We start from the raw sequence: 26,581 nt of genomic DNA, 5'->3' as shown, positions 1-26,581 counted from the left end.
ATTATTCATTTTTTACTCACTTTTATTAAGGAATCTGTTTTGTGGATTAGAAGAAGGGGTTACCCCACCCATATTTAAAAAAGGTAATAGATTTTTTTGCTCTGAATCAATAATATACTTTGCCCCAAGGTTGGGAAAAACTTCCAGCATTGATTCCAGATATATCCTTTTTTTTGTAACATCTTTGGCTTTTATATACTCTTTGTAGACCGCTGAAAATTTGGCAGCATCACCCTGGGCACGGTTCACCCGATCAATGGCATACCCTTCTGCATCCTTTATTACTCTTTTGGCTTCACCACGGGCTAAAGGCACGGCCTTATTATATTCTTCCCTTGCTTTATAAATGGTTTGTTCTTTTTCCTGGGTGGCCTGGTTCACCTCATTAAAAGAATTCTGGACAGGTTCTGGAACATTTGTCTTTTTCATTTCAATGGTAACAACATTAATACCGGACTTTGCCTCGTTCATTTCCTTTTGAAGCATTTCTTTGGCAGCCAGTGCGATCTCTTCCCGTTTGCTGATGACCTCATTAATGCTTCTGTCTCCGACAACGGTCCGCATGCTGGCCTCAGACATATCTCTTAAAATAGCCCTGACATCCTTGACCTCAAACAGATAATTGCGGGGATTGGAAATTCTGTATTGAACAATCCAGGGGACCACTGCCACATTCAAATCCCCGGTCAGCATTAAGGACGTATCCTGAGAGGAACTTTCACTTGAGAATCTGTAATTGCTTGATCCCTGTACAGTTTGAAACCCGAATTCTTCCTTATAAATTCTTTTTATCTTTACTTTGGTCACCTTTTCAATACCTGACGGAAACTTAAAGCTCAAGCCCGGCTGAGCAATCCGAGTAAACTTTCCAAACCGCTGGATGACACCGACTTCATCCAGTTTAATGGTAAAAAATGTGGAGGATCCAAAAAACAAAGCCAACAGAATAATGATAACCAGAAAGCCCCCCGGAAACTTAAATCCTTTTAGTTTGTTTAAAATCTCATCCATCTGGGGAGGTTTTGGCATGCCAGGCCCGCCGCCTTCTCTCTTCTTCTCAAACTTCTGTTGATTTTCTCTCAGTTTTTCCCAATCCCAATTCATAGATAGTATCCTGTAAATATATTTTTTTTAAAATTACATTATGCTCGCAAAGTATAACCATATTTATATTTATCAACCCCAAAAGGCAATGTTTATTTAAAATATACCATTGGCCAGACTTTGGGCAAACCAAAACATTTTTGGGTATATTCCGATTCAATAATATGCTATAAAATAAACTTAGAACAAGTGTCTTAAAAAACAGGGTATATTCAATTGGACAAAAAAGACAAGAACAGCAAACTGATTCATATCAGTGACATCTTAAATTCCGCCCTCGGCAAATACAGACCGGCCAGGGACACGGAAATGGCCAGAATCTGGGATGTCTGGGATGATGCTGTCGGGAAGCCCATTGCCATGAATGCCAAGCCTGACTCTTTTAAAGACGGGATACTCATTGTCAATGTATCCAGTTCATCCTGGATACATCAGCTCAAATTCCTTGAAAAAGAAATGATTTTAAATATTAATAAACACCTTGAACATATATCTGTTAAACAGATCCGGTTTAAAATTGGAAAAATTCTCTCCTGACCCTTTCTTTAGCCATGAGATAAAGGTGTCCCAGCCTGAAAACGGATATCGCTTCTCCATGGATCCCTTCATCCTTGCGGCCCACATTCAACCAACGGGTATTGAAAAAATCGTTGATGTCGGGTGTGGCTGCGCAATCATGCCTTTGATTCTGGCATTTAGACGGCCTGATCTCACTATCATTGGTGTTGAAATTCAAAAAGAATTATTCGGATTTGCCAAACAAAACATCATCAACAACAAACTGGAAAGCACTATCCAAATTATTCATGAAGATATTAAAAACATGCGGCTTTCCGACATAAACGGCCCAGCAGATATTATCGTTTCAAATCCGCCCTATAAAAAAAGAAATTCCGGCAGGCTGAACCCGGATTCTCAAAAGGCCATCGCACGCCATGAGATCACCCTTGACATTGATATGCTTTTTTATTGTTCAAACAGGCTGCTCCAAACCCGGGGACGATTATATATCATCTTTCCTGCAGACCGATTACCGGATCTGATTCTAACCATGGAACGGTATAAATATACCCCTGATTTCATCCGGTTTGTGCATATTAAAAAAAAATCTGCGGCCAAACGCGTTATCCTCTGTGCGGTAAAAAACAATTCGGTGAAAAACAGCGGCAAACCCTGTGTTATTCACCCGCCCTTTTACATTTATGCATCTGAAAACAAGTTTACCAATGAGTATATTTCCCTGTTTAGATCTTGACACAATTGCAAAAAAATACTATTTTGCCTTGAATTAATTTAATGCGGAGAGGTGACCGAGCTGGCTGAAGGTGCACGCCTGGAAAGCGTGTGTATCCTAACCGGGTACCGAGGGTTCGAATCCCTCCTTCTCCGCCACTGATCATAACCGGTCATATTAAGATAAGATGTCATATCAAGTATTAGCACTGAAATATAGGCCCCAGACATTTGACAAAGTTGTCGGGCAAAGCCACGTTACCACCACCCTTTCCAATGCAATCTCGAAGGACAGGGTTGCCCATGCCATTCTTTTCACAGGGCCCAGGGGCACTGGAAAAACGACTCTTGCACGGATCTTAGCCAAGGCAATGAATTGCAAAGAAGGCCCAACTTCTCAACCTTGCAACAATTGTAAAATTTGCACGGATATTATTGAAGGGCATTGTACAGATGTTTTTGAAATCGACGGAGCTTCCAACAACAGCGTGGATCAAATCCGGGATTTAAGGGAAAATGTCACCTATATGCCTTCATCGGCAAAGTATAAAATATATATTATCGATGAAGTCCATATGTTGTCTACTGCTGCATTTAATGCGCTGCTTAAAACCCTTGAAGAACCCCCTGAACATGTCATGTTCATCTTTGCCACCACCGAAGCACACAAAATCCCGGCAACTATCCTGTCCAGATGTCAACGCCATGACCTTGGCAGAATTTCTTTGGAAATGATTTCAAGCCATTTGCAGCATCTTTGCAAAAATGAAGGGTTCAGTATTAAAAAGCAGAGCCTTGACCTGATTGCCCAAGAGGCCGACGGCTCTATAAGAGATGCTTTAAGCCTTCTTGACAGGGTATTATCCTCAGCCAACACCAAAGAGATTGAACATACCCGTGTGCTGGACAGTCTTGGTATCCTCGACCGGCAGATCATGCATGATATATCAGCAGCAATCTTTAAAAACGATGGTGCCCGGCTCATTGATATTATAGAAGAAGTAAACAACTCAGGAATTGATCTGAAAAAATTTTATTCTGATATTCTTTCCCATTTCAGAAACATGAATGTCATTAAAATCTGCGGCAAGGACAGCCCGGCTGTCAATATTACAGATTCTGAAAAAGAAAAAATTTTTCAAATAGTTTCTGTTCTGTCCAGCGGTTTTATCAACACCATTTTACAAATCCTTTTGGATGAGGAATCCATTGTCAAATATTCATCACATACCAAAACCGCTATTGAAATGGTCCTGTTAAAATTGCTTCAAGTAAACCCTGGCGCACAAATCGATAAAATTATTAGTCAGCTTGATATTCTTGCAAAGCAGATAAATTTAAACCCAATAGATCCAAATCGGGCAGCTTCAGAACTTTCACCCTTGCAACACAAATTTGAACCGGCACAAAAACCTGCTGCAAAAGGCTATCCAGCTAAAGATACTGATATTCAGGCAGTCAGGGAACCTGTGCCAACCCCCGGGTATGATGCAAACTTAGAACCGTCACCGGAACCCAATAAAAGTCGCACAAAAAGAACCTGGAAAGAATTTTTAAACAAAATAGAACAAACACTTCCCTTTATGTTTGCCCTTCTTTCAAAAGGGAAGGTAACTCAAACCAAAACCAGTGAAATTATCGTTGAATTGAAGAATGGTTCGTCTTTTGATAAAACAAGGCTTGAAAGAAAAAAGCATGAACTGCAAAAAATCTGCAAAGAATTCCTTGATAAATCCCTGATCATCAAAATACTTTCCGAAAATAATAATTTAACCCGAAACAATAAAAAAAAAAATGAAATGAAAGCCAAACAAGCAAGCTTCAACCACCCGCTGGTTGTTGAAGCCCAAAAAATATTTAACGGCGAGATAATCAATTAATATAGGAGTAATGGATCATGAAAAATATGAATTCAATGATGAAACAAGCCCAAAATCTTCAGAAAAAAATGCTGAAAACTCAAGCTGAGCTTGCCACAAAAACGGTTGAAGCATCCAGTGGCGGCGGAATGGTAAAAGTGATTGCCAATGGCGCTCAGAAAATTGAATCCATTGTTCTTGAAAAAGAAGTGGTTGATCCCGAAGACATTGAAATGCTTCAGGATCTTGTATTAGCAGCAGTCAATGATGCTTTGAATAAATCCCAGGAAATGGTGTCCTCTGAAATGGGAAAACTGACCGGCGGACTCAATATTCCCGGTCTTTAAAAAATATGAAGTATTATCCTGACCCAATTTTAAAACTGATCAACAGCCTGTCAAAACTTCCGGGTATTGGAAAAAAGACGGCGGAAAGGCTTGCACTCCACATTCTTCATGCTCCGAATCATGAAGCAGTGACTTTGGCTGCAGACATTATTGAACTGAAAAACAGCATTCGGCTATGTACGGTCTGCTTTGCCTTAAGCGATAAAGACAAGTGCAGGATATGCTCTGATCCACTGAGGGATAAAAGCCTGATTTGTGTTGTGGAAAACCCGACCGATATGGCTGCCATAGAAAAATCAAATGCATTTTCCGGGACCTACCACATACTGGGAGGGGCACTTTCTCCCATTGACGGCATAGGCCCGGATGACATCAGGATAAAGGAGTTGTTTAAAAGGGCGGACCCTGAAAAAATAAAAGAAATCATCCTTGCCACTAAAACCAATGTTGAAGGAGAAGCCACAGCTTCCTATATCCTTGAAAAACTTAAAAAAACAAAGATCAGGATCACAAGGATTGCTTCCGGTATCCCCATGGGGAGTGATTTGCAGTATATTGACCAGTTGACCATGCAAAAAGCAATGGAAAAAAGATATGGATTCTGAGTTTAAGACCTGTGATGATATTTTTGAATGTCAGCTGTGCGGCGACTGCTGCAACGGGTTTGGCGGCACCTATGTTACCAGACAGGATATCATTAATATCTCGATATATATTAATTTTGATCCCAAAAAATTTATTGGTCGATATTGTGACACGTCAGGGTCAAGGTATGTTTTAACACTTGGTAAAGACGGATGCTGTATCTTCTTTGACAAAAACAAACACTGTACCATCCATCCGGTAAAGCCCTATATGTGCAAAGCTTGGCCTTTCATCCAAACGATCATCAAGTATCCTGAAAACTGGGATGCCATGGCCAACTCCTGTCCTGGCATGAAAAAGGATATTCCCTATAAGGACCTTCAAAAAATTGTTGCCATGGAAAAAGAAGGCCTGGATAAATCCTCACGAACTTAGCACCCCGGATATAAAACAACCGGATATAAAACAAAAAGACCCTCTACCTTCTATCCATACCCGTTCCAGGCTGCTCACCTTACACTCTCTGGTGCCTGAACGATTTTTTAAAGTTTCAAAAGGCCTTTTATTTAACAGCGGAAACTGCGGGCAGGCATGTCCTCAAACAGTCCGCCGTTTTAACATTCCAGGCCTTTTGCGTGTGACCTTCAGGTTAAACTTTTACAAAAATCCCAGACAATCCGTTCGTTGCAAGGTGATCAGACCTGCACTAAGGGAACCACCGGGTCTTGCCGCCCTTGCTTTCGTGGAACCTGCAATACCCTTTGATAAATGTTCTATTTGGCAAATATAAAAAAACCTCAATATTAATCCTTAGTCATTAACTATCGTTTGGGATTTCTATATATTAAAAAGTTGAATATGAAAGAATGGGTTTGATTAAGATTGTCAGAAAATAAAGTTGAATTTTAATGCGGTGCTGGACGTAGTCAGCACCGCATTCTCGGCGGCGGAGCCGCCGAGAACGTTTCAAAATCTGCGGCTCGCCCGTCAGCATTTTGATTGTTAAGAATATTATTTATTTTCCCGATTTCTCTTGTGTTTCATTACAGTTTTACATAATTTCCCGAATTGTTTATCTTTTTGTTTTTTCTCTAAATAGGACATCTCATAATAAGCTGATTCTTTTTTCATTTTTATATAATTTTGATATCTTTTTTCTGAAACTTGTCCCTTTTTTACTGCTTCAATAACTGCACATCCTTTTTCATTAGCATGGTTACAATCATTGAATTGACATTGTTTTGACAACTCTATAATTTCTGAAAATATTTCATCAATGCCTATTTCTACAGAGAAATTACCGAGTTCTCTCATTCCAGGCGTGTCTATCACCATTGCTTTGCAATCTAATGTTATCAATTGTCGAGAAGTTGTGGCATGCCGCCCCTTGCTGTCCTTTTCTCGAACGGTCTTTGTTGTAAATACAGATTCTCCGATAAGATTGTTTAATAAGGTTGTTTTACCCACACCAGAAGACCCCAGCAAACAATATGTTTGCCCGGGAACCAAAAGGGCCTTTATTTTATTCAAACCAGACTCATTTTCATTACTAAATGGCTTCACATCCAAAAGCGGCATTATCCCATGGATTTCTGCGACTCTGTTTGCAATGCCTTCTGCATCGATAAGATCACTTTTGCTCAGTAATACAACTGGCTTGATATTACTTTCTTTAACCATGACTAAATACCGTTCAAGTCTTCTGAGATTAAAATCTGCATCCATGGACTGGACAATAAATGCAACATCAATATTGGCTGCAATCAATTGAAAAGCAATTTTCTTTCCAGGTGTTTTCCTTTTGAGCAGTGATTTTCTTGGCAATATATTGTGAATGATTGAAAAGGTATTTTTATCAAAGAAAGTGGCCAAAACCCAATCCCCTACAGCGGGATAGTCAATCGAAGAATCTGCGCTAAAAACCATTTTCCCAATCAGTTCAGCAAACACATCGTTCTTGCCATTATTTATGATATAGCTGTCCTTATGAACAGCCATCACCCTGGCAATATCGAATTTATTCAAATCCACTGGATCGATATTTTCCAGGAACCGTTTTTCAAAACCAAGTGTTTCTATTCTATTTGAAATCATATCCATGTATTATTTTGAGATCCTCAAACTTTTTTTGCTATGCATATTCTTTTCGTGTGTCAATTACAACCGTTCTGAATTATTTTTATGACCTGACCACTTGGGTAAATCATCGTTCATATCGAACACCCGCATACTGTAGAATATATGACAACTGGGCCTGAAGCTATTCGGAATTTTCTTATCCAGCACAAAATCAAAAAGAGATGGAAAGGCAAGCCACATTCTACGCCCTTCGTCGGCAATCAGGGTCCCGCATATATCGCAGCTGACTTTGCAGGGAAGAATGCGTTCGTGTTTGTTACACTCGCTGTTGTAAAAATGCAGGTGATCTATACCGGTGGTTATCCTTACGTCATGCTTGTGGAATATGGCTGCCCACTGCATGGGGGCACCGTGCAGTTTTTTGCAGACCAGACAATGGCATATCTTTGCATCCACAGGATCCGAACACACTTCGTATTGGATTGTCTTGCAGTAGCAGCTTGCCCGGTATTTGGTTTTAAACGTGTCATCCTCAACAGAAGAATAATCAGGGCCGAATTCATTTTTCTTTTGAATCATATTGTACACTCATATTTGGCCTGGAACAAGTAATTATCCGGTTGTCCGTATATCATTCAATATATTGATAGTAAAACACATATCATGAAAATTTGAATAATATGCGATTAGATTAATATTAAATTTAGTTTAAAAATTGTGTATCAATATTTTTAATACCTGTAAAGAAGTTTCAATAAATCAACTTAGGTAAAAATATAATTGATTCAGGTAGAACCTGCTGGAATGTTCTTTATTGGAGATATACAACCCCAGGGGTCACCCGGAAAAAATAAACAAAGTTATATATCGAAGCCTGAATCTTCCCGAGGAGGTCGGGGTATGGGTTGCAGGGAATCGTTGATTGGCCTTCTGTACAGGGTCTTAACGCAGTGGAGCGTTAAGACCGCCAAGTGTTTGAGCGAAGCGAGTTTTGGCGGTTAGCGCAACGGAGTTTAGAGCCTGTAAGAAAATCAATCGGATTCATCGTAACCTATGCCCCGGCCTGCACTGAAAAAAGTGGATTTAATCAATCTGTGTTTTATTCAGAGTAATCGTTCATCCACCATTCATCCCAACTGGTCTCCATGATACTTTGGGCTATCTGTTTGCCAGTCTCTGTTTTAAGTCTTTTAAGAATAACAGGTAACCATTTTTCAGGGCCTTTTGCTCCGGTATCATCCAATTTTTTTAATTCAAGGATAAAAGATATCTGATCTGCATCATTAACGAGTTTTGCTTCTTTTGTCTCCCCCGAATTAAACTCATCTAGAAGATTTTTAATATCATCGCCAAAAGAAAGGTGCTTTGTCAGATGGGAAATTGCTTTGGCCTCATCAACTATTGAATATTTTTTTTCTACATAGTTAAAATCCCCTGTTCTTGCCTCGGCAATATCATGAACCAAGGCCATGGTCACCAGTTTCTCACTATTAATATCCTGATCTATTCTGGCCATGGCAAAGCAAATAAAGGCTGTCATAAAACTGTGTTCGGCAACACTCTCTTTTCCCGACCCTAGAAACGCATACCCTGATCTAACGATGTCCTTTAATATTCTCACCTCAAACAGCAGGTTGGCAATTTGTTTCATTTCCATTCCAATTCCTATGATAATCGCAACAATATCGCAACAATTCTTGACTTTTTATAAAACTATAGTTTAAATAAAGTCAAGAATTCAAGAACAATTCAAAGCAAATCAGGAGGAAAAGATGCAAGGTCAAAAAACAATGACAGCAATATTTGTTTTAACTTTTTGGGGATTTGCTTTTTGCTCAACAGGGCTTGCTCAAAGTGATAAAGGCTTTATCCCGGGACAAGACTCAGGGTTTTACTATACCATAAAAAAAGGGGATACTTTGTGGGATTTATCTGAAAAATTCTATAATTCCCAGTGGGACTGGCCAGGACTTTGGGAAATGAATGATGATATTAAAAATCCCCACTGGATATATCCCGGGAAAAAAATACAGATCTTTTTAAAGAAAAAAGCCGCTCTTAAACCCAAGATTGTGAAAGTCCAAAAACCTGAAAAAAAGGTTGTTCCTGTTAAGGTTGAAACCTCTTTTTCTTTTTCCAAAATGGATCATGTCGGGTTTCTTAAAAAAAAAGCACAGACATCCCTTGGATCCATCATCAAGGAACAAGACGGCAATCTTATGATGTCAGCCAATGATATTATTTATATAAAACCCTCAGGGGAAGGGACGCTTGTCCCCGGCAGAGTCTATCACATTTTTACGACCTCTAATGTAAAAGAAAAAATCCATGGTCAACCATTTGACGGGATAAAACATTTGATCAAAGCACAGGTCAAAATACTTGACCATAAAGTGACTTATGTAAAAGCATTAATCACCAACGCCTATAGAGCTGTGTATAAAGGTGACTTGATTATGGAATACTATAAGCGGGACGCAATTTTAACGGTTGAAGACAATCCTGATCCCATTGAGGCAAGAATTATCTGTTCCGAAGATAATAATATCATGATTAATGACTATCGGATCGCTTTTATCGATACGGGCAAAGCCACCGTCAAACCCGGACAGATATACTCGATTTTTCAAAAAAATGAGACCAAAAAGCATACCGTCTGGCCGGCGAAAAAAGAAGGGTCTATTAAGATAGAAAATCCGGAATCCGGAAAATTGATTGTGCTTCATACTGAGGATATCGCATCCACCGTAATGATTCTGTCTTCAAAGTATGCCATTCATCCGGATGATATGGTAAATTAATACCCGGCCAAAAACCACCAATTTTCCTGATTACTGCACTGGACTCAAAGATGACTTTCAGCCCCCCGGTTCAGCCAGCCGTTCTTTTGGAGTGTAGTTCAGCCAGCCGCTCTTCCGGGATATAATTGAGGTATATCTTGTATTCCTCACTTATAAACAGATCAAGCAATTCCGGATCAAGGGCTTTCCCCCGTTCCGATTTCATTACCTGAATGGCTTTGGGAAGGGGCATTGCCTTTCGATAGGGGCGGTCCGATGTGATGGCATCCCAGCAATCAGCAATGGCGACAATCCTGGCCTCCAGGGGGATGGTTTTCCCCTTGGTGCCGGTGGGGTAACCGGTACCATTCCATTTCTCCTGATGGTAATAAGCGATATTAACGGCTACCGGGGCGATTTCAAGTTTGGACAATATATTCTTTCCGATCAGGGGATGCTCCTTGACCTGGTCAAATTCCTCGTCTGTCAGCTTCCCGGGTTTGTTGAGTATCACGTCCTTTATTCCGATTTTTCCCACATCATGGACAATGGCCCCCATATAAATTTCATTGATCCGGTATGAGGCGAGGCCAATTTTTTGGGCAAGATCCCTGGAATAATTTGCCACCCGTTCTACATGCCCCCCGGTATATGGGTCCTTGGATTCAATGGCCGATGCAAGCACCATTAAAAAAACCTCCAATTGCTCCCGTCTTGTTTTTTCCCGTTCAAGCTTGTGAAGACTGATCACATTCTTGACCCGAGCCTGGAGTTCCAGGTGATGAAAGGGTTTTGTCAGAAAATCATCTGCCCCTAATTGCAGAGATTTAATGCGGTCTTCCTGTTCCGAAAGCGAGGTAATGATGATAACCGGGATACTGGTGGTCTGTTTGCGGCTTCTGATATGCTGCAAGAGGGAAAATCCGTCCATCTCGGGCATCATGATATCCGAGACTACAAGGTCCGGCATTACCTTTTTGACGGTGGTCCATGCCTCCTTGCCGTTTACGGTCAGATACTGAGTATACCCCTCTAGTGCCCGGCTTAAAAAGTCCAGGATCCCGGGAGTGTCTTCGGCAATGACAATGGTACCTTTAGGGTTTTTTGCCTCAATTATCTCGACATTTCCCTGGGTGAAGCGGCTGTTTTCCACTAGGTCAACCCGGACAATATCATTGGTCTCAATCCGTGCCAGATCATCATCCCGCCGATATTTTCCCCGCCGTTCCGGATGGAGAAAAACAATGTTTTCTCCCCGCCGTTCGGCTTTCCGTCTATCAATAATGGAGCCAGGCTCCTTTTCTTCAAGGTCCCGGGGCAATTCCAGGATAAAACAGGTGCCTTCATCTTCAACACTGGTGACCGATATCCTGCCATACATCCTTTCAATGGATTCTTTGACAATAGCAAGTCCCAGTCCTGTGCCTTCATACATCCTTGTTTTTGAACTGTCCCCCTGCTGAAACCGGTTAAAAATGGTTTCCACGACCTCAGAAGACATGCCCACCCCTGTATCCTTCACCTCGATACAGATGTAATCGTCAGTGTCTTTCAATATCACGGATATCTCGCCCATTTCGGTGAATTTATAGGCATTCCGGATCAGATTGTTTAAGATATCCGTGAGTTTTTCCCGGTCAATGAAAAGTTCCTGAGTACTTGACTTGGAATGATAGGTAAGATCAACCAGGCTTGCCTCTGTCAATCCCCTGAAACTGGACACGATCTGAAAAATACAGGTGTCAATATTGATCCGACTCAGGGCAAGCTTATCCATGCCGGCATCAAATTTTGAAATCTTGAGCAGTGCATTGATTTTATGGGTCAAAGAAAGGGTCTGTACCCCGATTTTTCCCATGATACCCGAGAATTTGGTCGGAAGGTCACCGGCTTCTCCCTCAAGCATATAATCGGTCCACCCCCGGATCAGAGTAAGCGGGGTCCTCAATTCATGGGTGACATTGGCAATAAAATCTTTTTTGACACTGGCAGCCCTTTCCAATGCATCAACGGAATTTTTCAACTCCTGGGTTTGTTCAGCTACACGCTTTTCAAGGGTCAGGTTAAGGGTCATAAAATGAGACAAAACAAAGATGAAAATAGAAAAGTTGATGAAAAAGACCCCGATAGGATATATCTGAAGACCAATTTTCTCAACCAGAGTCGGATAATTTAAAAGATAATCAATACCTGAGGCGGAAAAGACTATAGTGGAAAGAAGAAAGAATTTCAGCTGGAGCTTTCGGACAGGGTTGGTTTCCTCCCTGTGAAAGCGGATCAAGGTATAGGTACTTTTGCTAAGCAGGTAGGCAATCATCAAAAGATGTCCCACATGGAGGATGTTTGCCTTTGGATAATAGCCGAACCAGTAAAGGTGGGTCCCTTGTATAAACAGGTCGGTTTTCCACAGGCTGAACAAAAATCCAAAACAGACAAAGTAAAGAATGACAACATCTTTTTTGGAGATCTTCAGGTAATGGGCTACAGTTTCATAACAGCTCAGGGGCAGAAAAATAATGCCTGAGTATCCGATTTTACATATCAGGCCCGCATATTCACTGTTGTGGGACAAAAAAAGAATCACCCATGAAAACTGCCAGTAAAAGGTGATAAAACAGAACCGTAAAAAGATCCTGCGGATTTGACCCCGTGCCAGGAAATAGACCGTAACCCCCAGGCACAGGGACACAATGGCTGCAAACAGAGGTAGAACAGCACTCAGATATGGCATAACCTTATCCCTTTATTTCATGATAAAAATTCAAGGGGGTTAAAAAATTTTCAGGGATTCTCATGACTTTGCCTTTTTCACTGACCATGCAGACTCTTTGATACCCTTCACCGATCAGTGCGCCGGTTTCCTTATTTTTGAATATAATATCCAGCCTGCAGGTGGCAGCCTTTATCTCCGAGGTGGTCAGTTCCACTACCAGAGTATCCCCAAAATAGGCATTACTGACAAACCGGTTGTAAGTGTCCACCGTCACCAGGCGGATGCTGCGGTTTGCCATCAGTTTGTGCAGATCCGGAACAGTGGCCATTAAAAATTTTTCCCTGACAATACCCTGGTATTCAATGAAATTACTGAAATATACATTCCCGAATACATTAGTATTTTTTAAGGTGACCACAATTTCAACTTTAAACACTCTATCTGCGCCATAAACCTTTAATGCCTGAATCTGATTTTCCACATACCGGGTGAACAGGTCTTCCTCGGCCTCTTCAACATCGAGAACCCTGAACCCGATGCCTGCGCTGTTATGCCACTGGGGTTCGCATTCCAGTTTTATTTTTTTGAACTCACTGATTTTTAATTCAAGGTGAAAGGGCTCTGTGGGAATATCGCTTTTCATTTTCAAAAAACCGCCCGAGGCGGAAATATTTTCAATGATTCCTGTCCCATTGTTCAGTAACGCTTTAATTTTTTTTTGAACGCGCGGGGCTCTTTCTTTTGTCTTTTCCGTCATTTCACATTACACTCCAAATAAAAAAATCAGTAAAATTAGTTTCAAAAAACAGGGACCCATTCCTTATATAAAACACTTCTGAAAGTCTTATAAAAACAATTTCCCATCATTAGCTCAGGTAGAAATGAAAAAGAAAAACGGTCAGTATTGCTTGATAAAACTAATAAGACGAGAAGATAACATGGAATAGCTGAACATATCAAGTCTGATATGATATGGAAACGTCGAAAATATCTTTTTTGAGCATTCAACATGGGATTAATTTCCTTTTTCCCTTTTAATCCATGTTTATTTGGATAAATTCGATTTGTCAAGCCTTTTTTCGGAATATTCCGGAATATTCCTATTTTTCCTTGATCTGAATGAGACGCCTGGGCCTTCCAGAAAAATGTACCCATTATCTTGATTTTTACTTCTCTTTTGCTTGACATTTAACCTTTTGTCTGTGCAAATACAAAAATTCTTTTTATTTTAAAGGAAAGTGTTTGATATATTTCAAATTGATACTTGCTGCGGTTTTCTGGGGAGGAACCTTTATTGCGGGAAAAATAATCTCTCACAATATAGACCCCTTCTCAGCTGCTTTCATACGATTTTTTATCGCATCATTTTTTCTCGTCTTTCTGACCGTAAAAATCGAAGGACACCTTCCCAGGCTTGCCCCTGATAAAATATTTATTGTATTTTTACTGGGCCTTACAGGTATCTTTTCCTATAACCTGTTTTTTTTCTCAGGCCTCAACCATATCCAGGCCAACCAAGCGTCTTTGATTGTTGCCGGCAATCCTATTTTTATCAGCCTTTGTTCTGTTATCTTTTTTAGGGAAAAACTTAACTTCCTGAAAGTGATCGGGCTTTGTCTGTCAGTCACAGGCGCTTTAATTGTTATTTCAAATGGAAGCCTTTTTACTATATTAACACTGGGGATTGGAAAAGGAGAGCTCCTCATCTTTGGATGTGTTGCAAGCTGGGTTGCCTATTCAATTTTGGGAAAAAAAGCCATGAATGATTTATCCCCCATTGTATCTGTCTGTTATTCATCCATTGCTGGAACTCTGCTATTGTTTTTCCCTGCCCTTTTTAAAGGTGTCTTTTTAAATATGGCCTCCTATAAACCTGTTGAATGGGCAAGCCTTTTTTACCTTGGTTTTTTCGGAACTGTGCTTGGCTTTCTCTGGTATTATGAAGGAATCAAAAAAATCGGCCCGATGAAAGCCGGTATTTTCATTAACTTTGTCCCCATCAGTGCTATTATTCTTTCCTTTTTTATTTTAAAAGAATCGCTAACTTTTTCTTTAGTTTTGGGAGCGGTATTTGTCATTGCAGGCGTATACCTGACCAATGCTGTCACCTTAAAAAATAATAAAAATTAATGCGCCTTTGGGAACAAAGCTGGTATAATAAAAAAATGCCGGGCGATGCAAAACATGCCCGGCATTTTTACCTATTGTAAGATGTATTGTTTAGTCTTCTTCAATCACAATAGCATCTTCTTCACAAACTTCCACGCAGCTTTCGCAGCCCATGCATTCTTCAGCATTGACCGGAACAGATTTGTCATCTTCCATTTCAAACACTTCCACTGGACATACATCTACACATTCTTCGCAACCCACACATTTTTCTGGGTCAACAATTGGATTAAATGCCATTTTAATAGCCTCCTTAAAAAATTAACATTATTATATTATAAATTCATTTTTTAAATATAATCTGTATAAAAAAAACTTTTATAACATGATATTGATTAAAATCAAGTTTTTTATCACTTTAATTTGATCAGACATACAAAGACTTGTTTGTCTGAACAATTAAAGAGCTTGTTTATATCCTTCCCGGAAAAAAAGCTCAATTTGATTTTCCCTGAAAGCGAACACCTGTCATTCACTTCTGGTATATCATTTTTCCGGATTCCATTTCCTTGAATTGCACGCATCAAATAGTCACAAAAATGATGTTGCCATTCGCCTTTATTTTCACATTCATTTTCATGCACTTTTATCTTATCAATGTCAAGGGCATTTACAACATCTTGGCAATTCGACTCAAGATAATCAAATACCGCCTCACTGGTAGTGATGAATAGAGGCTGCCGCCCCTCTTCTTGTTTCAATGCCCCCTTTTGAACCATACATCCTGACCAGGCATAAATCCGCTCGCGGGTCATCATAAGTCCCAAATCTTTATAGCCCTCTGTTTTTCTGTCTTTGCCATCACTTAAGGGGCTCTCTGAGCCGCGCAAGGTTGAAATAAGCGTATCACGACTTGTATCCAGGTCTTTTAACTCCAAATCAATGCGTTCGTTTTGCTCATCACACAATTGAGCCATCTTTAAAAACAATAAATTGCGCTGCAGGGCTGGTTCATCTGGTAAAAAAGCGGTGTCGCCTCCTTTGTCTTCTTTAATCCCTTTGATCTGTGATTTAATCACTGTCACATCTGTATCATTTGTAAAATAAGGATTGTCTTTTAAAAGTGATTTGAGACTGTGTTCATTCCCCTTATGGATCTGGACCCATTCCAAATATTGTCCGACTTTTTGTTCAACCGTTACAAGCTCCTCAGGTGATGAAAATAAAGGACGGATTTTCCCCTGTTCAAATAATTCCTGCAACGCTTGATGATGCTTAAAATCCACAAGGCCGGGTAAATATTGAAATGATGGGAAAAAAGCTAAAACCGTGTTTAACTGGTTCCGGGTAATATGGGTGAAGGGAAAAAATAAGAATTGATTTGTCATGGTTTTGCCTTTTTATCATGAACGCTGATGCCCAAAGTTGTTAATCGTTCCCGAACCTTATCAGCCTGTTTCCAGTCTTTTTGCTCTCTTGCGCGTTCACGTTCCCTTATAAGATCTTGAATTTCATCCGAGTATTCCTTTTTTTTAGCAAAGCTAAAAATTTTAAGAACAGAATCAATGTCTTTAAAACAATCCACAAGTTTTTGGGCACCTTCCGGATTGATTCCATTTTGATTGATCAGCCTGTTGATGGTTTTCACATTTGCCAGCAAAGAAGAAATAACACCTGAAATCCTTAAATCATCTTCCATGGATTGAAGAAAAGCCAATTTTATATCATATATAAATTGATCAATCCCTTCAAACTCCTTTCCTTCTTTAATGATACTCAAGGTGGCAAGACACCGGTTAATTTTATCCAATGTATATTGCGCTTGTTTCAGGGATTGTTCTGACAGCAGCAGGGTTTTTCTGTAATGATTGGAAATCAGCCAGAATCGAATAGTATTAAGCTCCCACCCCTGGTTGACAAGGGCTTCAAGGATCAGCGTTTCAATGCCCGGAGCCCCTAAAGAACCGTCATAGCGAACCGGATTACAATGCAGCCAATACCTTGCAAGGGTTGCCCCTTTTGCAGCTCTTGCAATGGCAACTTCGTTTTCATGATGCGGGAATATCAGTTCCCGGCTGCCGGTTTGAATATCAAAACTTTCTCCCAAAAACTTCATGGCAATGGCGGCACACTGCAAATGAAGAGAGGGACGTACATTGCCCCATTGGGTCTTAACCCCTATGCCTCTTTTGAGTTCTGAAAGGCGAACCCGTTTTAACAATGTAAAATCCTTTGGGTTACGCTTTTCATACTCGTCAAGATCCACTGTTGCGCCTAGTCTTATCTTATCAAGATTGGTACTTGAAAAATCGCCATACTCGGGCTGGCTTTCAATATCAAAATAAAGAGAATGCAGTTTTTCATAGGCATGCTGATTTGATTGCAGCTGTCTTGCCACATCAATCATTTCATCAAAATGATCTGATACTTTGGGATATGCATCAGCTTGCCTGATATTCAATTTTTCAAGATCACTTTTGAAAAAATCTATGTGGGTTTGTGTAAACTCGGAAAGTGTCTTCCCTGCCTGCTGCGACCCCTGGATGGTCTTGTCATCATAGTCTGTGATATTGACCACATGATTGACAGCAATATTGTGGTGCTCGATGTATCTGATGAGCAAATCTGTAAATACATACCTTCTAAGCTGCCCTATATTGAGTCTTCCATGAACAGTCGGTCCGCAGGTGTATACAGATACTTTTTCTTTTTCAAGCAGTTCAAATGGCACCTTGGTTTTTGAAAGTGTATTAAAAAGTGACAAAGCAATATGTTTTTCCACAGAAAAAAGGCTGGTGGACAAATACCGTTCCCCGTTGTCCGGGAAGATGACCACAATAACTCCTTTTTTAACTTTTTTGGCTTCCTCAATGGCAGCAGCCATGGCTGCACCACTGCTCATCCCGACAAACAGTCCTTCTTTTACCGCTAAGCTGCGGGCAGCATCAAAAGCGGTATCATCATCAATATTAATTATTTCATCAAGACGACTTTTCTCCATGATCTCAGGGGTATAAGATTCCTTCATATTCTTCAACCCCTGGATCTTATGCCCGAGATACGGCTCGACACATACAATCCTGATATCCTTATTATGCTCTTTCAACCTTCTGGAAAGCCCCATAAGCGTCCCACTCGTTCCAATGGCTGCGACAACACAAGAAACCTTTCCATTGGTCTGATCAATAATTTCAGGCCCCGTGGTATAATAATGGGCTTTCCAATTGGCTTCGTTATTATACTGATCGGCAAGAAAATACTTATCCGGATTTTCCCTGGCAAGCCTGTATGCTTCCTCAATGGCACCATCAGACCCCAGACGTCTGGGGGTTAAAATGATCTGAGCACCTCTTGCGCGCAGAATACTTTTCCGCTCTTCACTTGCATTTTCAGCCATGGTAAGCGCAATTTTGTATCCTTTGACCGCACAAATCATGGCAAGGCCAATACCCGTATTCCCGCTGGTCGCTTCGATAACGATTTTGTCTTTGGTCAATTCACCGGATTCTTCTGCCGCGTTGATCATATAGAGCGCAGCCCGGTCTTTAACAGAGCCGCCGGGGTTCATATATTCAAGTTTAGCAAAAATTTTAACCCCTTTTACAGGGTTCATTTTTTTTATCTCAACAATAGGGGTGTTGCCAATGGAATCTATAATTGAAAATGTCATTTTTTATTTGCCCTTTACCATCCTGGCCTATCCAAACCACGCATTCTTAACTTGACTTTTAAACTATAAAATGGCTTTATACAGTAATTTTAATCGATGTGCAATTTTTTACTGGAAAGAACATGGTCTGTTTGTTAAGGCAACGGTATCTGCCACTTTTTGTAATATTTGCTTTTTTTTACATATTTGTATCAACCAAGGGGGTTGCAAAAGCAAATGTTCTCCCCCAAAATCCTAAAGAGATTCCCTGGCATATCTCCGCGCAGGCAGTGACCTTTGACAACAAAAAAAATCTATATATTGCTGAAGATGATGTTGTCATCACCGGGGGTAAAACCAGACTTGAAGCTGATTATGTTGAATTTTCAAATAAAACAAAGGATGCTTTTGCCCAGGGCAATGTTCTTTTGATATCCGGCGAAGATTCCATCTCCTGCAATGCCATGAATATCAATCTTACAACAGAAATCGGCACCATCAACAAAGGGACCATTTTTATCCAGAAAAACAATTTTTATATTAATGGTGAGAATATTAGAAAGACGGGTAAATTTTCTTATAGTGCCGATAAAGGGTCCATCACATCATGTGCAGGCGACTCTCCTGACTGGAAAATTTCCGGCAGAAACATAAAAGTTACTATTGAAGGGTATGGACTTGCAAGTCATGCTGTTCTCTGGGCAAAAAAAATCCCTGCCGTTTACAGCCCTTTTCTTGTATTTCCTGTCAAGACCAAACGCCAGACAGGTCTTTTATTCCCGAGATTCACATCATCGGACAGAAAGGGAGTTGAATACGAGCAACCTCTTTTTGTCGCTATTTCAAGGAATACCGATGCAAGCGTTTATGTAGATTATATGTCTGACAGAGGAACAAAATTGGGAACCGAATTCAGATATATAATGGATAACAAAACAAAAGGGTCCCTGTTTTTTGATTTTCTTGAAGATGATAAAATAGATGATGGAACAATCAATACAGAAAACTATAGTTTTTCCACCACCCCTCAAAGGACCAATACGGATCGCTTCTGGTTCAGGATGAAACACAACCAGGACCTTCCCAATGGATTTACAGCCAAGCTGGATATCGACATCGCCAGTGATGAAGATTATCTTCATGAATTTAAAGACGGATTTACCGGATACACCGCAACCAAGGAATATTTTGAAAAAGAATTTGGCCGGGGTCTGGATGAATATGATGACCATATCCGGAAAAACTGGCTGAACATCAGCAAATCATGGTCAACCTACACATTGAATGTCGATGCGTTGTGGTATGACAATATTCATGCCCGGCGCCAAAATATCGATGACACAACCTTGCAAACGCTTCCAAGCATTCAGTTTGATGCCTTCAAACAGCAGATCGGTCCTTCAAAATTCTTTTATTCCCTTGATACCGAATATCGATCTTTTTACCGGAAAGATACAAGTGCAACGCTTGTAAAAGGTCAGCGGGCAGATATCTACCCCAAAATCTATCTGCCCTTAAAACTTGGCAAATTTTTTAATTTTGAGCCGTCTGTTGGTGTGCGCCAGACCATCTGGCATACCAATGAGTTCACGGATATTAACGGCAATTCCGACAATCTCCGGACAAGACAGATGTATGATATTGGTGCCCAGCTGTCCACAAAGCTGATTAAAATCTTTAATCCCAATAATGAATTTGCAGATAAAACCAGACATGAAATCATCCCGAAACTTGAATACGCCTTCATTCCAAACGTCATCCAAAATGATCTGCCCTCTTTTGATTCTCTGGACAGGATTGTGGAACAAAATCTTCTTACCTGGTCTCTTACCAACAATTTCACTTCCAAAAAATCGAGAATAACTCCTAAAGGGAAAGAGATAACAACCTACCGCGATTTTGCCTATATTAAACTTTACCAAAGTTATGATATTAAAAAGAAAAGAGATAACGAACCCAAACCGTTTTCAGATATTACACTTGATACGGCACTGAATCCTAACGATTTTATAACCCTTGATATGGATCTTTCCTGGTCCCCCTATGACAACCATTTTAAAACCTTAAACATCGGAAATACACTGCAAGACAACAGAGGAGACTCCTTAAGAACAGAATATCGATATACATTCAACGTATCAGAATCCCTGTATTCAAAAATCGATGTCAGCTTGACAGATGAATTAACCGCATATTACTCCATTGAAAAAAATCTGAAAGAAGAAAAGACCGTGGAAACACAGGCAGGGTTTGCCTTGAAAAAATCCTGCTGGACCTTTAATCTTTATTTTGCAGAATCAAGTGGCGAACAGAGTATTACCTTTCTCATAAATCTTCATGGAATCGGAGAGTTTGGTACAAAATGATTGAACAATTAAACTGGTTTGCCCTTCTGACAAGAAGTAACTTTGAGCAAATAGTGTATACTAATATTGTTAAAAAAAAAATTGAGGCGTTTTTGCCCAAAACAAAGCGGAAAAGTCGGCGGAAAGATAGAAGCCTTATGATAGAAACTCCGCTTTTTCCGGGATATGTTTTTGTAAAATCAACATTTAACTCTGGTGACCAGCTGAATGTTTTAAAAACGATCGGGGCCGTCAGACTGCTGGGCAATCAATCCGGACCGGTACCCGTGCCGGGAGAACAGATTGAATCCTTAAAAATCCTGACCAGTGCCAACATGGATCTGATCACAGGGGAAAATGTCCGCATAAAAAAAGGAGACCCTGTGATAATTTCAGAAGGTCCTATGGCGGGGGTAAAAGGAGAATTTACAAGATATAAAGGGAAAGGACGTGTTGTTATCAAAATAGAGGTTTTAGGACAATATGCCGGTGTTGAAGCAGAGGAAGACAGTGTTGAAAAAATCCCTGGCTTATTTGCATAACCCCTTGACTTTTTATGAAATTTTAATTAGAAACGTAAAAAAATGATAAGATTTCATCATTCAACATGGAAAGAGGAAGTATGAATAAACTTGAATTGATTTCGACATTAAAAGAGAAAGCAAACCTGACAAAATCCGAAGCTTCAGAGGTCATTAAAATATTTTTCGACTCGCTTTCCGATTCATTTGTCAAAGGAGAAAGGGTTGAAATAAGGGGCTTTTGCAGTTTTCATATAAAAGGGTATAAAAGCTATACAGGCCGAAACCCGAAAACCGGCCGAAAAGTCACTATTCCTCCCAAACGACTCCCGTTTTTCAAATGCGGAAAAGAACTAAAGGAGCGGGTAGATTATTAACACATGGGTATTGATCAAACCATGTCTGATTTTGATCAACTGCAATACCAAGCTAAAACTGTATCTGAGTTAACCATAATCATTCAGGCAAAAAAAATTCCAAATGCCCTTCTTTTCTCCGGGAATGAGAATACAGGAAGAAAAGAATCGGCATTTCTATTTGCAAAGGCGTGTAATTGTTTGAAAGAGACGGGCATTGCCTGCAATACTTGCAAGTCATGCCGTAAAATAGATGCAGACAGCCACCCTGATATCCTATGTGTCAACCTTCGAAAAGGGAAAAAAATAATTTCCATATCCCAAATCCGTGAAATGGGATTAGCCATTTCATCCAAGCCTAATGAGGCCAAATTCAGAATGGTACTGATTCTGAATGCAGATCTAATGAATAGACAGGCCCAGAACGCATTATTGAAAATGCTTGAGGAACCGCCTGAAAAAACATTTTTCATCCTCATTGCCAACAAGACATCTTACCTTCTTCCAACCATTATTTCGAGATGCCGTGACATCAGATTTAAACCATTGACCGACAAACTCATTGAACACTGTCTGATCAATGAATTCAAGGTTGATAAACAAATGGCTGTAATTGCATCGAAAACTGCCGATTCTGACTTGAAAAAAGCAATGATGTATTTAAATTTAAATCAAAATGATGAGGCAAAAGATGTCGACTGGATCAAAAGAAGAAAGTGGTTACTTAACGCCCTTGCAAGCATAATTAAAACAGACTCAAACACCTGCATATCAAAAGGATTGATGCTGTCACAAAAGTTAAGCTTCAATCCCGACCTTATTGATGATACCATTGCCATTATGAAAACGTTTTTCCGGGATTTAATGATTTTTAAACTTTATCCAAAAAAAATAGTTAATCTTGATTTTTTTGACACTTTTACAGATATTAGTCAGATGGTTGAAACAAAAAAAAAATGTGACTGGACCGGCTATCTGTACGAAACGGAAAAAAGGCTGGCATCGAACTGTACACTAAGATTAACATTGGATAAATTTTTCCTTAAAATTGTTACAAATAAAAGAAAGTTGATTTATGATTAAAGTTACTGGTGTTAAATTTAAAACAGCAGGGAAAATATATGATTTCAAAAGCGATGCTTTTGTACTGAAAGAGGGCGATGCTGTAATCGTAGAAACTGAGCAGGGTCTTGGGTTTGGTAAAATTGCCATCCCGCCTGTTGAAGTTAAAAATGTTGAAAGAAAATTTAAGCAGATTGTCCGTATTGCCACCCGAAAAGACTTTCTAAAAAGAGAAGAAATAAAAAAGCTTGAAAAAAGAGCCTTTGATTTTTGCATCCGATGCATCAATGATTTAGATCTTCTCATGAATCTGTTCAGTGTTGAAAGTACATTTGATCGTAACAAGTTGACTTTTTTCTATACTGCCGACGGCAGGATTGATTTCCGAGAACTCATCAAACTTCTGGTAAAAGAGTTCAGTATTCGGATTGAAATGCGTCAGGTCGGGATTCGCAATCTTTCAAAACATTGCGGCGGTATCGGCAAATGCGGAAGAGAACTTTGCTGTTCCTCTTTTATGCGTACGTTTGAGCCGGTTTCCATCAAAATGGCAAAAGAACAGGGGCTGTCATTGAATCCCACAAAAATTTCCGGGGTTTGCGGCAGACTGATGTGCTGTCTGACCTTTGAAAATGAAACCTATAAAAGCCTTAAACGCAAGATGCCGAAATTAGGAAAAAAAATCACAATAAAAGAAGGAAAGGGAAAAGTTATCCGACAGAATGTACTGAAAGAAAACGTCACTATCCGTTTAGAGGATAATACCGAAATAAAAAAAACCATCCAACAACTGGCTAACTCCATCACGGGATCTGCAAAATCATGAAACCCAAAAAACAATTTTTTACAACCCCCATATATTATGTGAATGCCAAACCCCATCTGGGGCATGCATACACCTCCATTGCTGCTGATGTTGCAACGAGATTCAAACAGATAGATGACTATGAAACTTTTTTTCTGACAGGAACGGACGAACACGGAGATAAGATTGTCCAGGCAGCCCAAAAACAAGAAACAACCCCAAAAGAATATGCTGATAATATCAGTCAGCTTTTTCAGGATCTGTTGCCGGTATTAAATGTCAAAAATAACCATTTTATCAGAACAACAGATCCAGGCCATATTCAAGTGGTTAAAGATGTTCTTTCAAAAATTTATGATTCAGGGGATATCTACTTTTCAAGCTATGAGGGGCTTTATTGTTTCGGGTGTGAACGGTTTTATCAGGAAAGAGAGCTTATAGACGGTAAATGCCAGGACCATGGTGTTGAGCCTACAGTCATCAAGGAATCTAATTATTTTTTCAAGATGAGCAAATACCAAAAATGGCTCATCAACCATATCAAAGCCAATCCCGATTTTATCCAGCCCGAACAGTACAAGAATGAAATTCTTTCTTTTTTAAAAGACCCCCTGGAAGATCTTTGCATTTCCCGTCCAAAATCCCGGTTGACCTGGGGAATCACTCTGCCTTTTGATGAAGATTATGTCACCTATGTATGGTTTGATGCCCTTGTAAATTACATTTCAGCGCTGGGGTATCCTGATGGCAAACTTTTTAAAAAATTCTGGCCGAGTACCCGTCATTTTGTGGCCAAAGATATTATCAAACCCCATGGAATTTACTGGCCCATTATGCTGAAAGCCGCCGATATTGAAATTTATAATGGATTGAATGTCCATGGGTTCTGGAATGTCAAAGGCAGTAAAATGTCAAAAAGTATCGGCAATGTCACAGATCCTATCCAGGTGACAAATAAATACGGAATTGATCCGTTCAGATACTTTCTAATGAGGGAGATGGTTTTTGGACTGGATGCCAATTTCACAGAGGAGACCATTGTGTCAAGAATCAACTCGGATCTTGCCAATGACCTTGGAAATCTCTTTTCAAGAGTCCTTTCCATGAACTCTAGATATTTTACGGGTGAAGTAAAAGGATCGGATGCCAAAATTGAGAAACAAAAAAACCTGTCTTTGGCGTCTGATGCAAAAAAAGCCGTTGATGAATTCAAGCAGGCCATGTCTCTTTGTGAGTTCCACAAAGGGGTCGGGGCCATCTGGCAATTTATCAGCATCATGAATAAATATATTGACACGACTGCGCCCTGGACACTGGCCAAGGATGATGCCAATGTTCTTATCCTTGGGACAGTCCTCTACAATCTAATCGAAGGGTTAAGGGTTGTTTCCTGCCTGATATACCCCATTATGCCGCAAACATCTTTAAAAATGCAAGAAACCCTTTGCATGGAAAAAAGAGAAAAGGGCTTCTACTCCCTGGAAGAAACATTCCCCTGGGGACAGATTAAAAAAGGAACCATCATTGAAAAGCCGGACATTTTATTTCCAAGAATTGATACAAATAAAATTAAACCCAAAAGCCATAAAAAAAAACTGTCGGCTTCCAATTTTGATAAATCGGTTGCACCTGGAAACCCGGTAAAATGAAAGAAAACTCCTGGCGAAATTTTCAATCTGACTATATCGTTAAAAAAAAGAGGACTCTTTTTTTAAAAACAATAAAAGTAATCATTGGGTCTGGTGCCCTGGTGCTTTTGATTGCAGGACTCTATTTTTTAAAAAACCAAGTCCCTGAAAATAAAAATAGTTTTCACGAAACCCGGAAGGAAGATCCCGCACGATCAAAACTGCAGACCTCTGAACCACAAAACCGGTTATCAAAGGCTCAATTAAAGGATATCATCGGCAATACAAAATTTGTCCATACAAATAAAAACATCTTTTCCATTGATGCACCTGAAGCCAGTTATACAATTACGACAAGTATTGATGTTTATCTTCAGGAATATTTATTGTCTCTGCTTGACCGCCTCAAACAACTGACCCGTGGGAAACCCCAAAGGATTGCCTTTGTAGTCATGGAAGCCGATACAGGAAAAATTATTGCCATGACAGGGTTTGATCTTGAAAATCCCAATAGCAATCCCTGTATCGAATCAGACTATCCGGCTGCAAGCATCTTTAAAATTGTAACGGCTGCGGCTGCTGTTGAAACACTGGGCTACACTCCGCAGACGCAATTGTACTTTAATGGGAATAAGTACACATTATATAAGCGTCAACTCAAAGATGTTAAAAATAAATATACCTATAAAATTTCATTTTCCAGGGCTTTTGCAGAATCCGTAAACCCGGTGTTCGGGAAAATCGGAAAAAATTACCTTGGAAAAGAAAAACTTGAGTCCTATGCCGCTGCTTTTGGATTCAACCAGATTATTCATTCGGAATTACCCTTTGTTACAGGCACATTTAAAACGAACAGCAATAATTACCATCTGGCAGAGCTAGGTTGCGGATTTAACAATGATACAACCATGTCACCACTATTTGGTGTTATGCTCGTCTCGGCTATAGCCAACTCAGGTAACGTCATGCTGCCAAGTATTGTTGAACATGTGACAGACTCTGACGGAGAAATCGTTTACAAAAATAAAAAAGCAACCTATATAACACCAATAAAACCCAAAACTGCAGCAACAATGATGCAACTCATGGAAAAAACCGTATCAACGGGGACTGCCAGAAAATCCTTCAGGGGTGCTTCAAAAGATAAAGTCCTTTCCACGCTTGTGATTGGTGGAAAAACCGGATCTTTATATAATAAAGATAATACGGTTAAATACGACTGGTTCACCGGTTTTGGGAAAGAGAAAAAAACAAACAAAAGAATTGCTTTGTCTATTGTTGTCGGCCATAGAAAATATATTGGAACAAGAGCCGGCACCTATGCAAAAATGATTTTAAAACAATATTTTAAAAATAATAATGCTAAAACTGCACAATTGTGATGCACAAAACATTTTGGGCGACGG

At 39.8% G+C, this 26,581-nt stretch carries 24 protein-coding genes and 1 tRNA gene; 16 read left to right on the top strand and 9 right to left on the bottom strand.

Annotated features, from left to right (window positions below):
• Positions 1-12: 12 nt before the first annotated feature.
• Positions 13-1,104, bottom strand: coding sequence for an FtsH protease activity modulator HflK (gene hflK, locus HGJ91_RS00630; RefSeq protein ID WP_291345743.1), 1,092 nt, complete (start codon positions 1,102-1,104; stop codon positions 13-15).
• Positions 1,105-1,320: 216 nt separating this feature from the next.
• Here hflK and HGJ91_RS00625 point away from each other — a divergent pair, with 216 nt between their 5' ends.
• From HGJ91_RS00625 to HGJ91_RS00595, 7 genes are all read left to right on the top strand, one after another.
• A complete protein-coding gene (locus tag HGJ91_RS00625; RefSeq protein ID WP_291345742.1) occupies positions 1,321-1,641 on the top strand; it encodes a DUF721 domain-containing protein in 321 nt (106 codons plus the stop codon).
• 58 nt (positions 1,642-1,699) lie between these two features.
• Complete coding sequence (locus tag HGJ91_RS00620) at positions 1,700-2,359, top strand: methyltransferase (protein ID WP_291345741.1); 660 nt, start codon at positions 1,700-1,702, stop codon at positions 2,357-2,359.
• Positions 2,360-2,404: 45 nt separating this feature from the next.
• Positions 2,405-2,496: transfer RNA gene (locus HGJ91_RS00615), tRNA-Ser, on the top strand.
• A gap of 29 nt (positions 2,497-2,525) precedes the next feature.
• Entirely contained in the window at positions 2,526-4,217 is a 1,692-nt protein-coding gene (gene dnaX, locus HGJ91_RS00610) for a DNA polymerase III subunit gamma/tau (protein WP_291345740.1), read from the top strand.
• 17 nt (positions 4,218-4,234) lie between these two features.
• Complete coding sequence (locus HGJ91_RS00605) at positions 4,235-4,543, top strand: YbaB/EbfC family nucleoid-associated protein (RefSeq protein WP_291345739.1); 309 nt, start codon at positions 4,235-4,237, stop codon at positions 4,541-4,543.
• A 5-nt stretch (positions 4,544-4,548) separates the two neighbouring features.
• A complete protein-coding gene (gene recR / locus HGJ91_RS00600) occupies positions 4,549-5,148 on the top strand; it encodes a recombination mediator RecR (protein WP_291345738.1) in 600 nt (199 codons plus the stop codon).
• Entirely contained in the window at positions 5,138-5,563 is a 426-nt protein-coding gene (locus HGJ91_RS00595) for a YkgJ family cysteine cluster protein (protein WP_291345737.1), read from the top strand. The genes recR and HGJ91_RS00595 overlap by 11 nt, the downstream gene beginning before the upstream one ends.
• A 576-nt stretch (positions 5,564-6,139) precedes the next feature.
• On the opposite strand, the gene rsgA is transcribed toward HGJ91_RS00595, so the two are convergent.
• From rsgA to HGJ91_RS00580, 3 genes are all read right to left on the bottom strand, one after another.
• Entirely contained in the window at positions 6,140-7,159 is a 1,020-nt protein-coding gene (gene rsgA, locus HGJ91_RS00590; protein WP_291345736.1) for a ribosome small subunit-dependent GTPase A, read from the bottom strand.
• Between the two features lie 126 nt (positions 7,160-7,285).
• Positions 7,286-7,786 carry a GFA family protein gene (locus HGJ91_RS00585; RefSeq protein ID WP_291345735.1) on the bottom strand — a complete coding sequence of 167 codons (501 nt, stop codon included), beginning with the start codon at positions 7,784-7,786 and terminating at the stop codon, positions 7,286-7,288.
• 520 nt (positions 7,787-8,306) lie between these two features.
• A complete protein-coding gene (locus HGJ91_RS00580; RefSeq protein ID WP_291345734.1) occupies positions 8,307-8,864 on the bottom strand; it encodes an HD domain-containing protein in 558 nt (185 codons plus the stop codon).
• 115 nt (positions 8,865-8,979) lie between these two features.
• Here HGJ91_RS00580 and HGJ91_RS00575 point away from each other — a divergent pair, with 115 nt between their 5' ends.
• Complete coding sequence (locus HGJ91_RS00575; RefSeq protein WP_291345733.1) at positions 8,980-10,008, top strand: LysM peptidoglycan-binding domain-containing protein; 1,029 nt, start codon at positions 8,980-8,982, stop codon at positions 10,006-10,008.
• A gap of 70 nt (positions 10,009-10,078) precedes the next feature.
• On the opposite strand, the gene HGJ91_RS00570 is transcribed toward HGJ91_RS00575, so the two are convergent.
• The gene (locus HGJ91_RS00570; protein WP_291345732.1) at positions 10,079-12,718 is read right to left on the bottom strand and encodes an HD domain-containing phosphohydrolase; all 2,640 of its coding nucleotides are present in this window, start codon (positions 12,716-12,718) and stop codon (positions 10,079-10,081) included.
• A 4-nt stretch (positions 12,719-12,722) separates the two neighbouring features.
• Positions 12,723-13,457: a thioesterase family protein gene (locus HGJ91_RS00565; RefSeq protein WP_291345731.1), complete on the bottom strand. Its 735-nt coding sequence runs from the start codon at positions 13,455-13,457 to the stop codon at positions 12,723-12,725.
• 485 nt (positions 13,458-13,942) lie between these two features.
• Here HGJ91_RS00565 and HGJ91_RS00560 point away from each other — a divergent pair, with 485 nt between their 5' ends.
• Entirely contained in the window at positions 13,943-14,830 is an 888-nt protein-coding gene (locus HGJ91_RS00560; RefSeq protein ID WP_291345730.1) for a DMT family transporter, read from the top strand.
• Positions 14,831-14,920: 90 nt separating this feature from the next.
• On the opposite strand, the gene HGJ91_RS00555 is transcribed toward HGJ91_RS00560, so the two are convergent.
• The 3 genes from HGJ91_RS00555 to HGJ91_RS00545 all read right to left on the bottom strand — a co-directional run bounded on the left by HGJ91_RS00555 (position 14,921) and on the right by HGJ91_RS00545 (position 18,479).
• The gene (locus HGJ91_RS00555; protein WP_291345729.1) at positions 14,921-15,109 is read right to left on the bottom strand and encodes a 4Fe-4S binding protein; all 189 of its coding nucleotides are present in this window, start codon (positions 15,107-15,109) and stop codon (positions 14,921-14,923) included.
• Between the two features lie 113 nt (positions 15,110-15,222).
• A complete protein-coding gene (locus HGJ91_RS00550; RefSeq protein ID WP_291345728.1) occupies positions 15,223-16,197 on the bottom strand; it encodes a hypothetical protein in 975 nt (324 codons plus the stop codon).
• Entirely contained in the window at positions 16,194-18,479 is a 2,286-nt protein-coding gene (locus tag HGJ91_RS00545) for a cysteine synthase (protein ID WP_291345727.1), read from the bottom strand. Before HGJ91_RS00545 ends, HGJ91_RS00550 begins: the two co-directional genes overlap by 4 nt.
• Positions 18,480-18,601: 122 nt before the next feature.
• Between HGJ91_RS00545 and HGJ91_RS00540 the strand changes: the two genes are divergently transcribed.
• The 7 genes from HGJ91_RS00540 (at position 18,602) to HGJ91_RS00510 (ending at position 26,557) form a co-directional block, all read left to right on the top strand.
• The gene (locus HGJ91_RS00540) at positions 18,602-20,824 is read left to right on the top strand and encodes an LPS assembly protein LptD (RefSeq protein WP_291345726.1); all 2,223 of its coding nucleotides are present in this window, start codon (positions 18,602-18,604) and stop codon (positions 20,822-20,824) included.
• Positions 20,821-21,345 carry a UpxY family transcription antiterminator gene (locus tag HGJ91_RS00535; RefSeq protein WP_291345725.1) on the top strand — a complete coding sequence of 175 codons (525 nt, stop codon included), beginning with the start codon at positions 20,821-20,823 and terminating at the stop codon, positions 21,343-21,345. The genes HGJ91_RS00540 and HGJ91_RS00535 overlap by 4 nt, the downstream gene beginning before the upstream one ends.
• 80 nt (positions 21,346-21,425) lie before the next feature.
• On the top strand, positions 21,426-21,701 hold the full coding sequence (locus tag HGJ91_RS00530; protein ID WP_291345724.1) for an HU family DNA-binding protein: 276 nt from the start codon (positions 21,426-21,428) through the stop codon (positions 21,699-21,701).
• Between the two features lie 3 nt (positions 21,702-21,704).
• The gene (locus tag HGJ91_RS00525; protein ID WP_291345723.1) at positions 21,705-22,763 is read left to right on the top strand and encodes a DNA polymerase III subunit; all 1,059 of its coding nucleotides are present in this window, start codon (positions 21,705-21,707) and stop codon (positions 22,761-22,763) included.
• Positions 22,756-23,568: a stage 0 sporulation family protein gene (locus HGJ91_RS00520; RefSeq protein ID WP_291345722.1), complete on the top strand. Its 813-nt coding sequence runs from the start codon at positions 22,756-22,758 to the stop codon at positions 23,566-23,568. Before HGJ91_RS00525 ends, HGJ91_RS00520 begins: the two co-directional genes overlap by 8 nt.
• A complete protein-coding gene (gene metG, locus HGJ91_RS00515) occupies positions 23,565-25,196 on the top strand; it encodes a methionine--tRNA ligase (RefSeq protein WP_291345721.1) in 1,632 nt (543 codons plus the stop codon). The genes HGJ91_RS00520 and metG overlap by 4 nt, the downstream gene beginning before the upstream one ends.
• Complete coding sequence (locus tag HGJ91_RS00510) at positions 25,193-26,557, top strand: penicillin-binding transpeptidase domain-containing protein (RefSeq protein ID WP_291345720.1); 1,365 nt, start codon at positions 25,193-25,195, stop codon at positions 26,555-26,557. The genes metG and HGJ91_RS00510 overlap by 4 nt, the downstream gene beginning before the upstream one ends.
• The last annotated feature ends 24 nt before the right edge of the window (positions 26,558-26,581 follow it).

The sequence above is a fragment of the Desulfobacula sp. genome (genome assembly GCF_014237455.1).
GTDB lineage: Bacteria > Desulfobacterota > Desulfobacteria > Desulfobacterales > Desulfobacteraceae > Desulfobacula.
This window is presented reverse-complemented; position numbering and strand designations above follow the sequence as displayed.

Excerpts from the sequence above, each read along its gene's own strand:
- HGJ91_RS00585 (WP_291345735.1), bottom strand. The coding sequence starts at position 7,786 with ATGATTCAAAAGAAAAATGAATTCGGCCCTGATTATTCTTCTGTTGAG.
- HGJ91_RS00550 (WP_291345728.1), bottom strand. The coding sequence starts at position 16,197 with ATGACAAATCAATTCTTATTTTTTCCCTTCACCCATATTACCCGGAAC.
- HGJ91_RS00620 (WP_291345741.1), top strand. The coding sequence starts at position 1,700 with ATGGATCCCTTCATCCTTGCGGCCCACATTCAACCAACGGGTATTGAA.
- HGJ91_RS00570 (WP_291345732.1), bottom strand. The coding sequence starts at position 12,718 with ATGCCATATCTGAGTGCTGTTCTACCTCTGTTTGCAGCCATTGTGTCC.
- hflK (WP_291345743.1), bottom strand. The coding sequence starts at position 1,104 with ATGAATTGGGATTGGGAAAAACTGAGAGAAAATCAACAGAAGTTTGAG.
- HGJ91_RS00510 (WP_291345720.1), top strand. The coding sequence starts at position 25,193 with ATGAAAGAAAACTCCTGGCGAAATTTTCAATCTGACTATATCGTTAAA.
- HGJ91_RS00575 (WP_291345733.1), top strand. The coding sequence starts at position 8,980 with ATGCAAGGTCAAAAAACAATGACAGCAATATTTGTTTTAACTTTTTGG.
- HGJ91_RS00530 (WP_291345724.1), top strand. The coding sequence starts at position 21,426 with ATGAATAAACTTGAATTGATTTCGACATTAAAAGAGAAAGCAAACCTG.
- HGJ91_RS00520 (WP_291345722.1), top strand. The coding sequence starts at position 22,756 with ATGATTAAAGTTACTGGTGTTAAATTTAAAACAGCAGGGAAAATATAT.
- HGJ91_RS00580 (WP_291345734.1), bottom strand. The coding sequence starts at position 8,864 with ATGGAAATGAAACAAATTGCCAACCTGCTGTTTGAGGTGAGAATATTA.
- metG (WP_291345721.1), top strand. The coding sequence starts at position 23,565 with ATGAAACCCAAAAAACAATTTTTTACAACCCCCATATATTATGTGAAT.
- HGJ91_RS00525 (WP_291345723.1), top strand. The coding sequence starts at position 21,705 with ATGGGTATTGATCAAACCATGTCTGATTTTGATCAACTGCAATACCAA.
- HGJ91_RS00605 (WP_291345739.1), top strand. The coding sequence starts at position 4,235 with ATGAAAAATATGAATTCAATGATGAAACAAGCCCAAAATCTTCAGAAA.
- HGJ91_RS00555 (WP_291345729.1), bottom strand. The coding sequence starts at position 15,109 with ATGGCATTTAATCCAATTGTTGACCCAGAAAAATGTGTGGGTTGCGAA.
- HGJ91_RS00545 (WP_291345727.1), bottom strand. The coding sequence starts at position 18,479 with ATGACATTTTCAATTATAGATTCCATTGGCAACACCCCTATTGTTGAG.
- recR (WP_291345738.1), top strand. The coding sequence starts at position 4,549 with ATGAAGTATTATCCTGACCCAATTTTAAAACTGATCAACAGCCTGTCA.
- dnaX (WP_291345740.1), top strand. The coding sequence starts at position 2,526 with ATGTCATATCAAGTATTAGCACTGAAATATAGGCCCCAGACATTTGAC.
- HGJ91_RS00565 (WP_291345731.1), bottom strand. The coding sequence starts at position 13,457 with ATGACGGAAAAGACAAAAGAAAGAGCCCCGCGCGTTCAAAAAAAAATT.
- HGJ91_RS00535 (WP_291345725.1), top strand. The coding sequence starts at position 20,821 with ATGATTGAACAATTAAACTGGTTTGCCCTTCTGACAAGAAGTAACTTT.
- HGJ91_RS00595 (WP_291345737.1), top strand. The coding sequence starts at position 5,138 with ATGGATTCTGAGTTTAAGACCTGTGATGATATTTTTGAATGTCAGCTG.
- HGJ91_RS00540 (WP_291345726.1), top strand. The coding sequence starts at position 18,602 with ATGGTCTGTTTGTTAAGGCAACGGTATCTGCCACTTTTTGTAATATTT.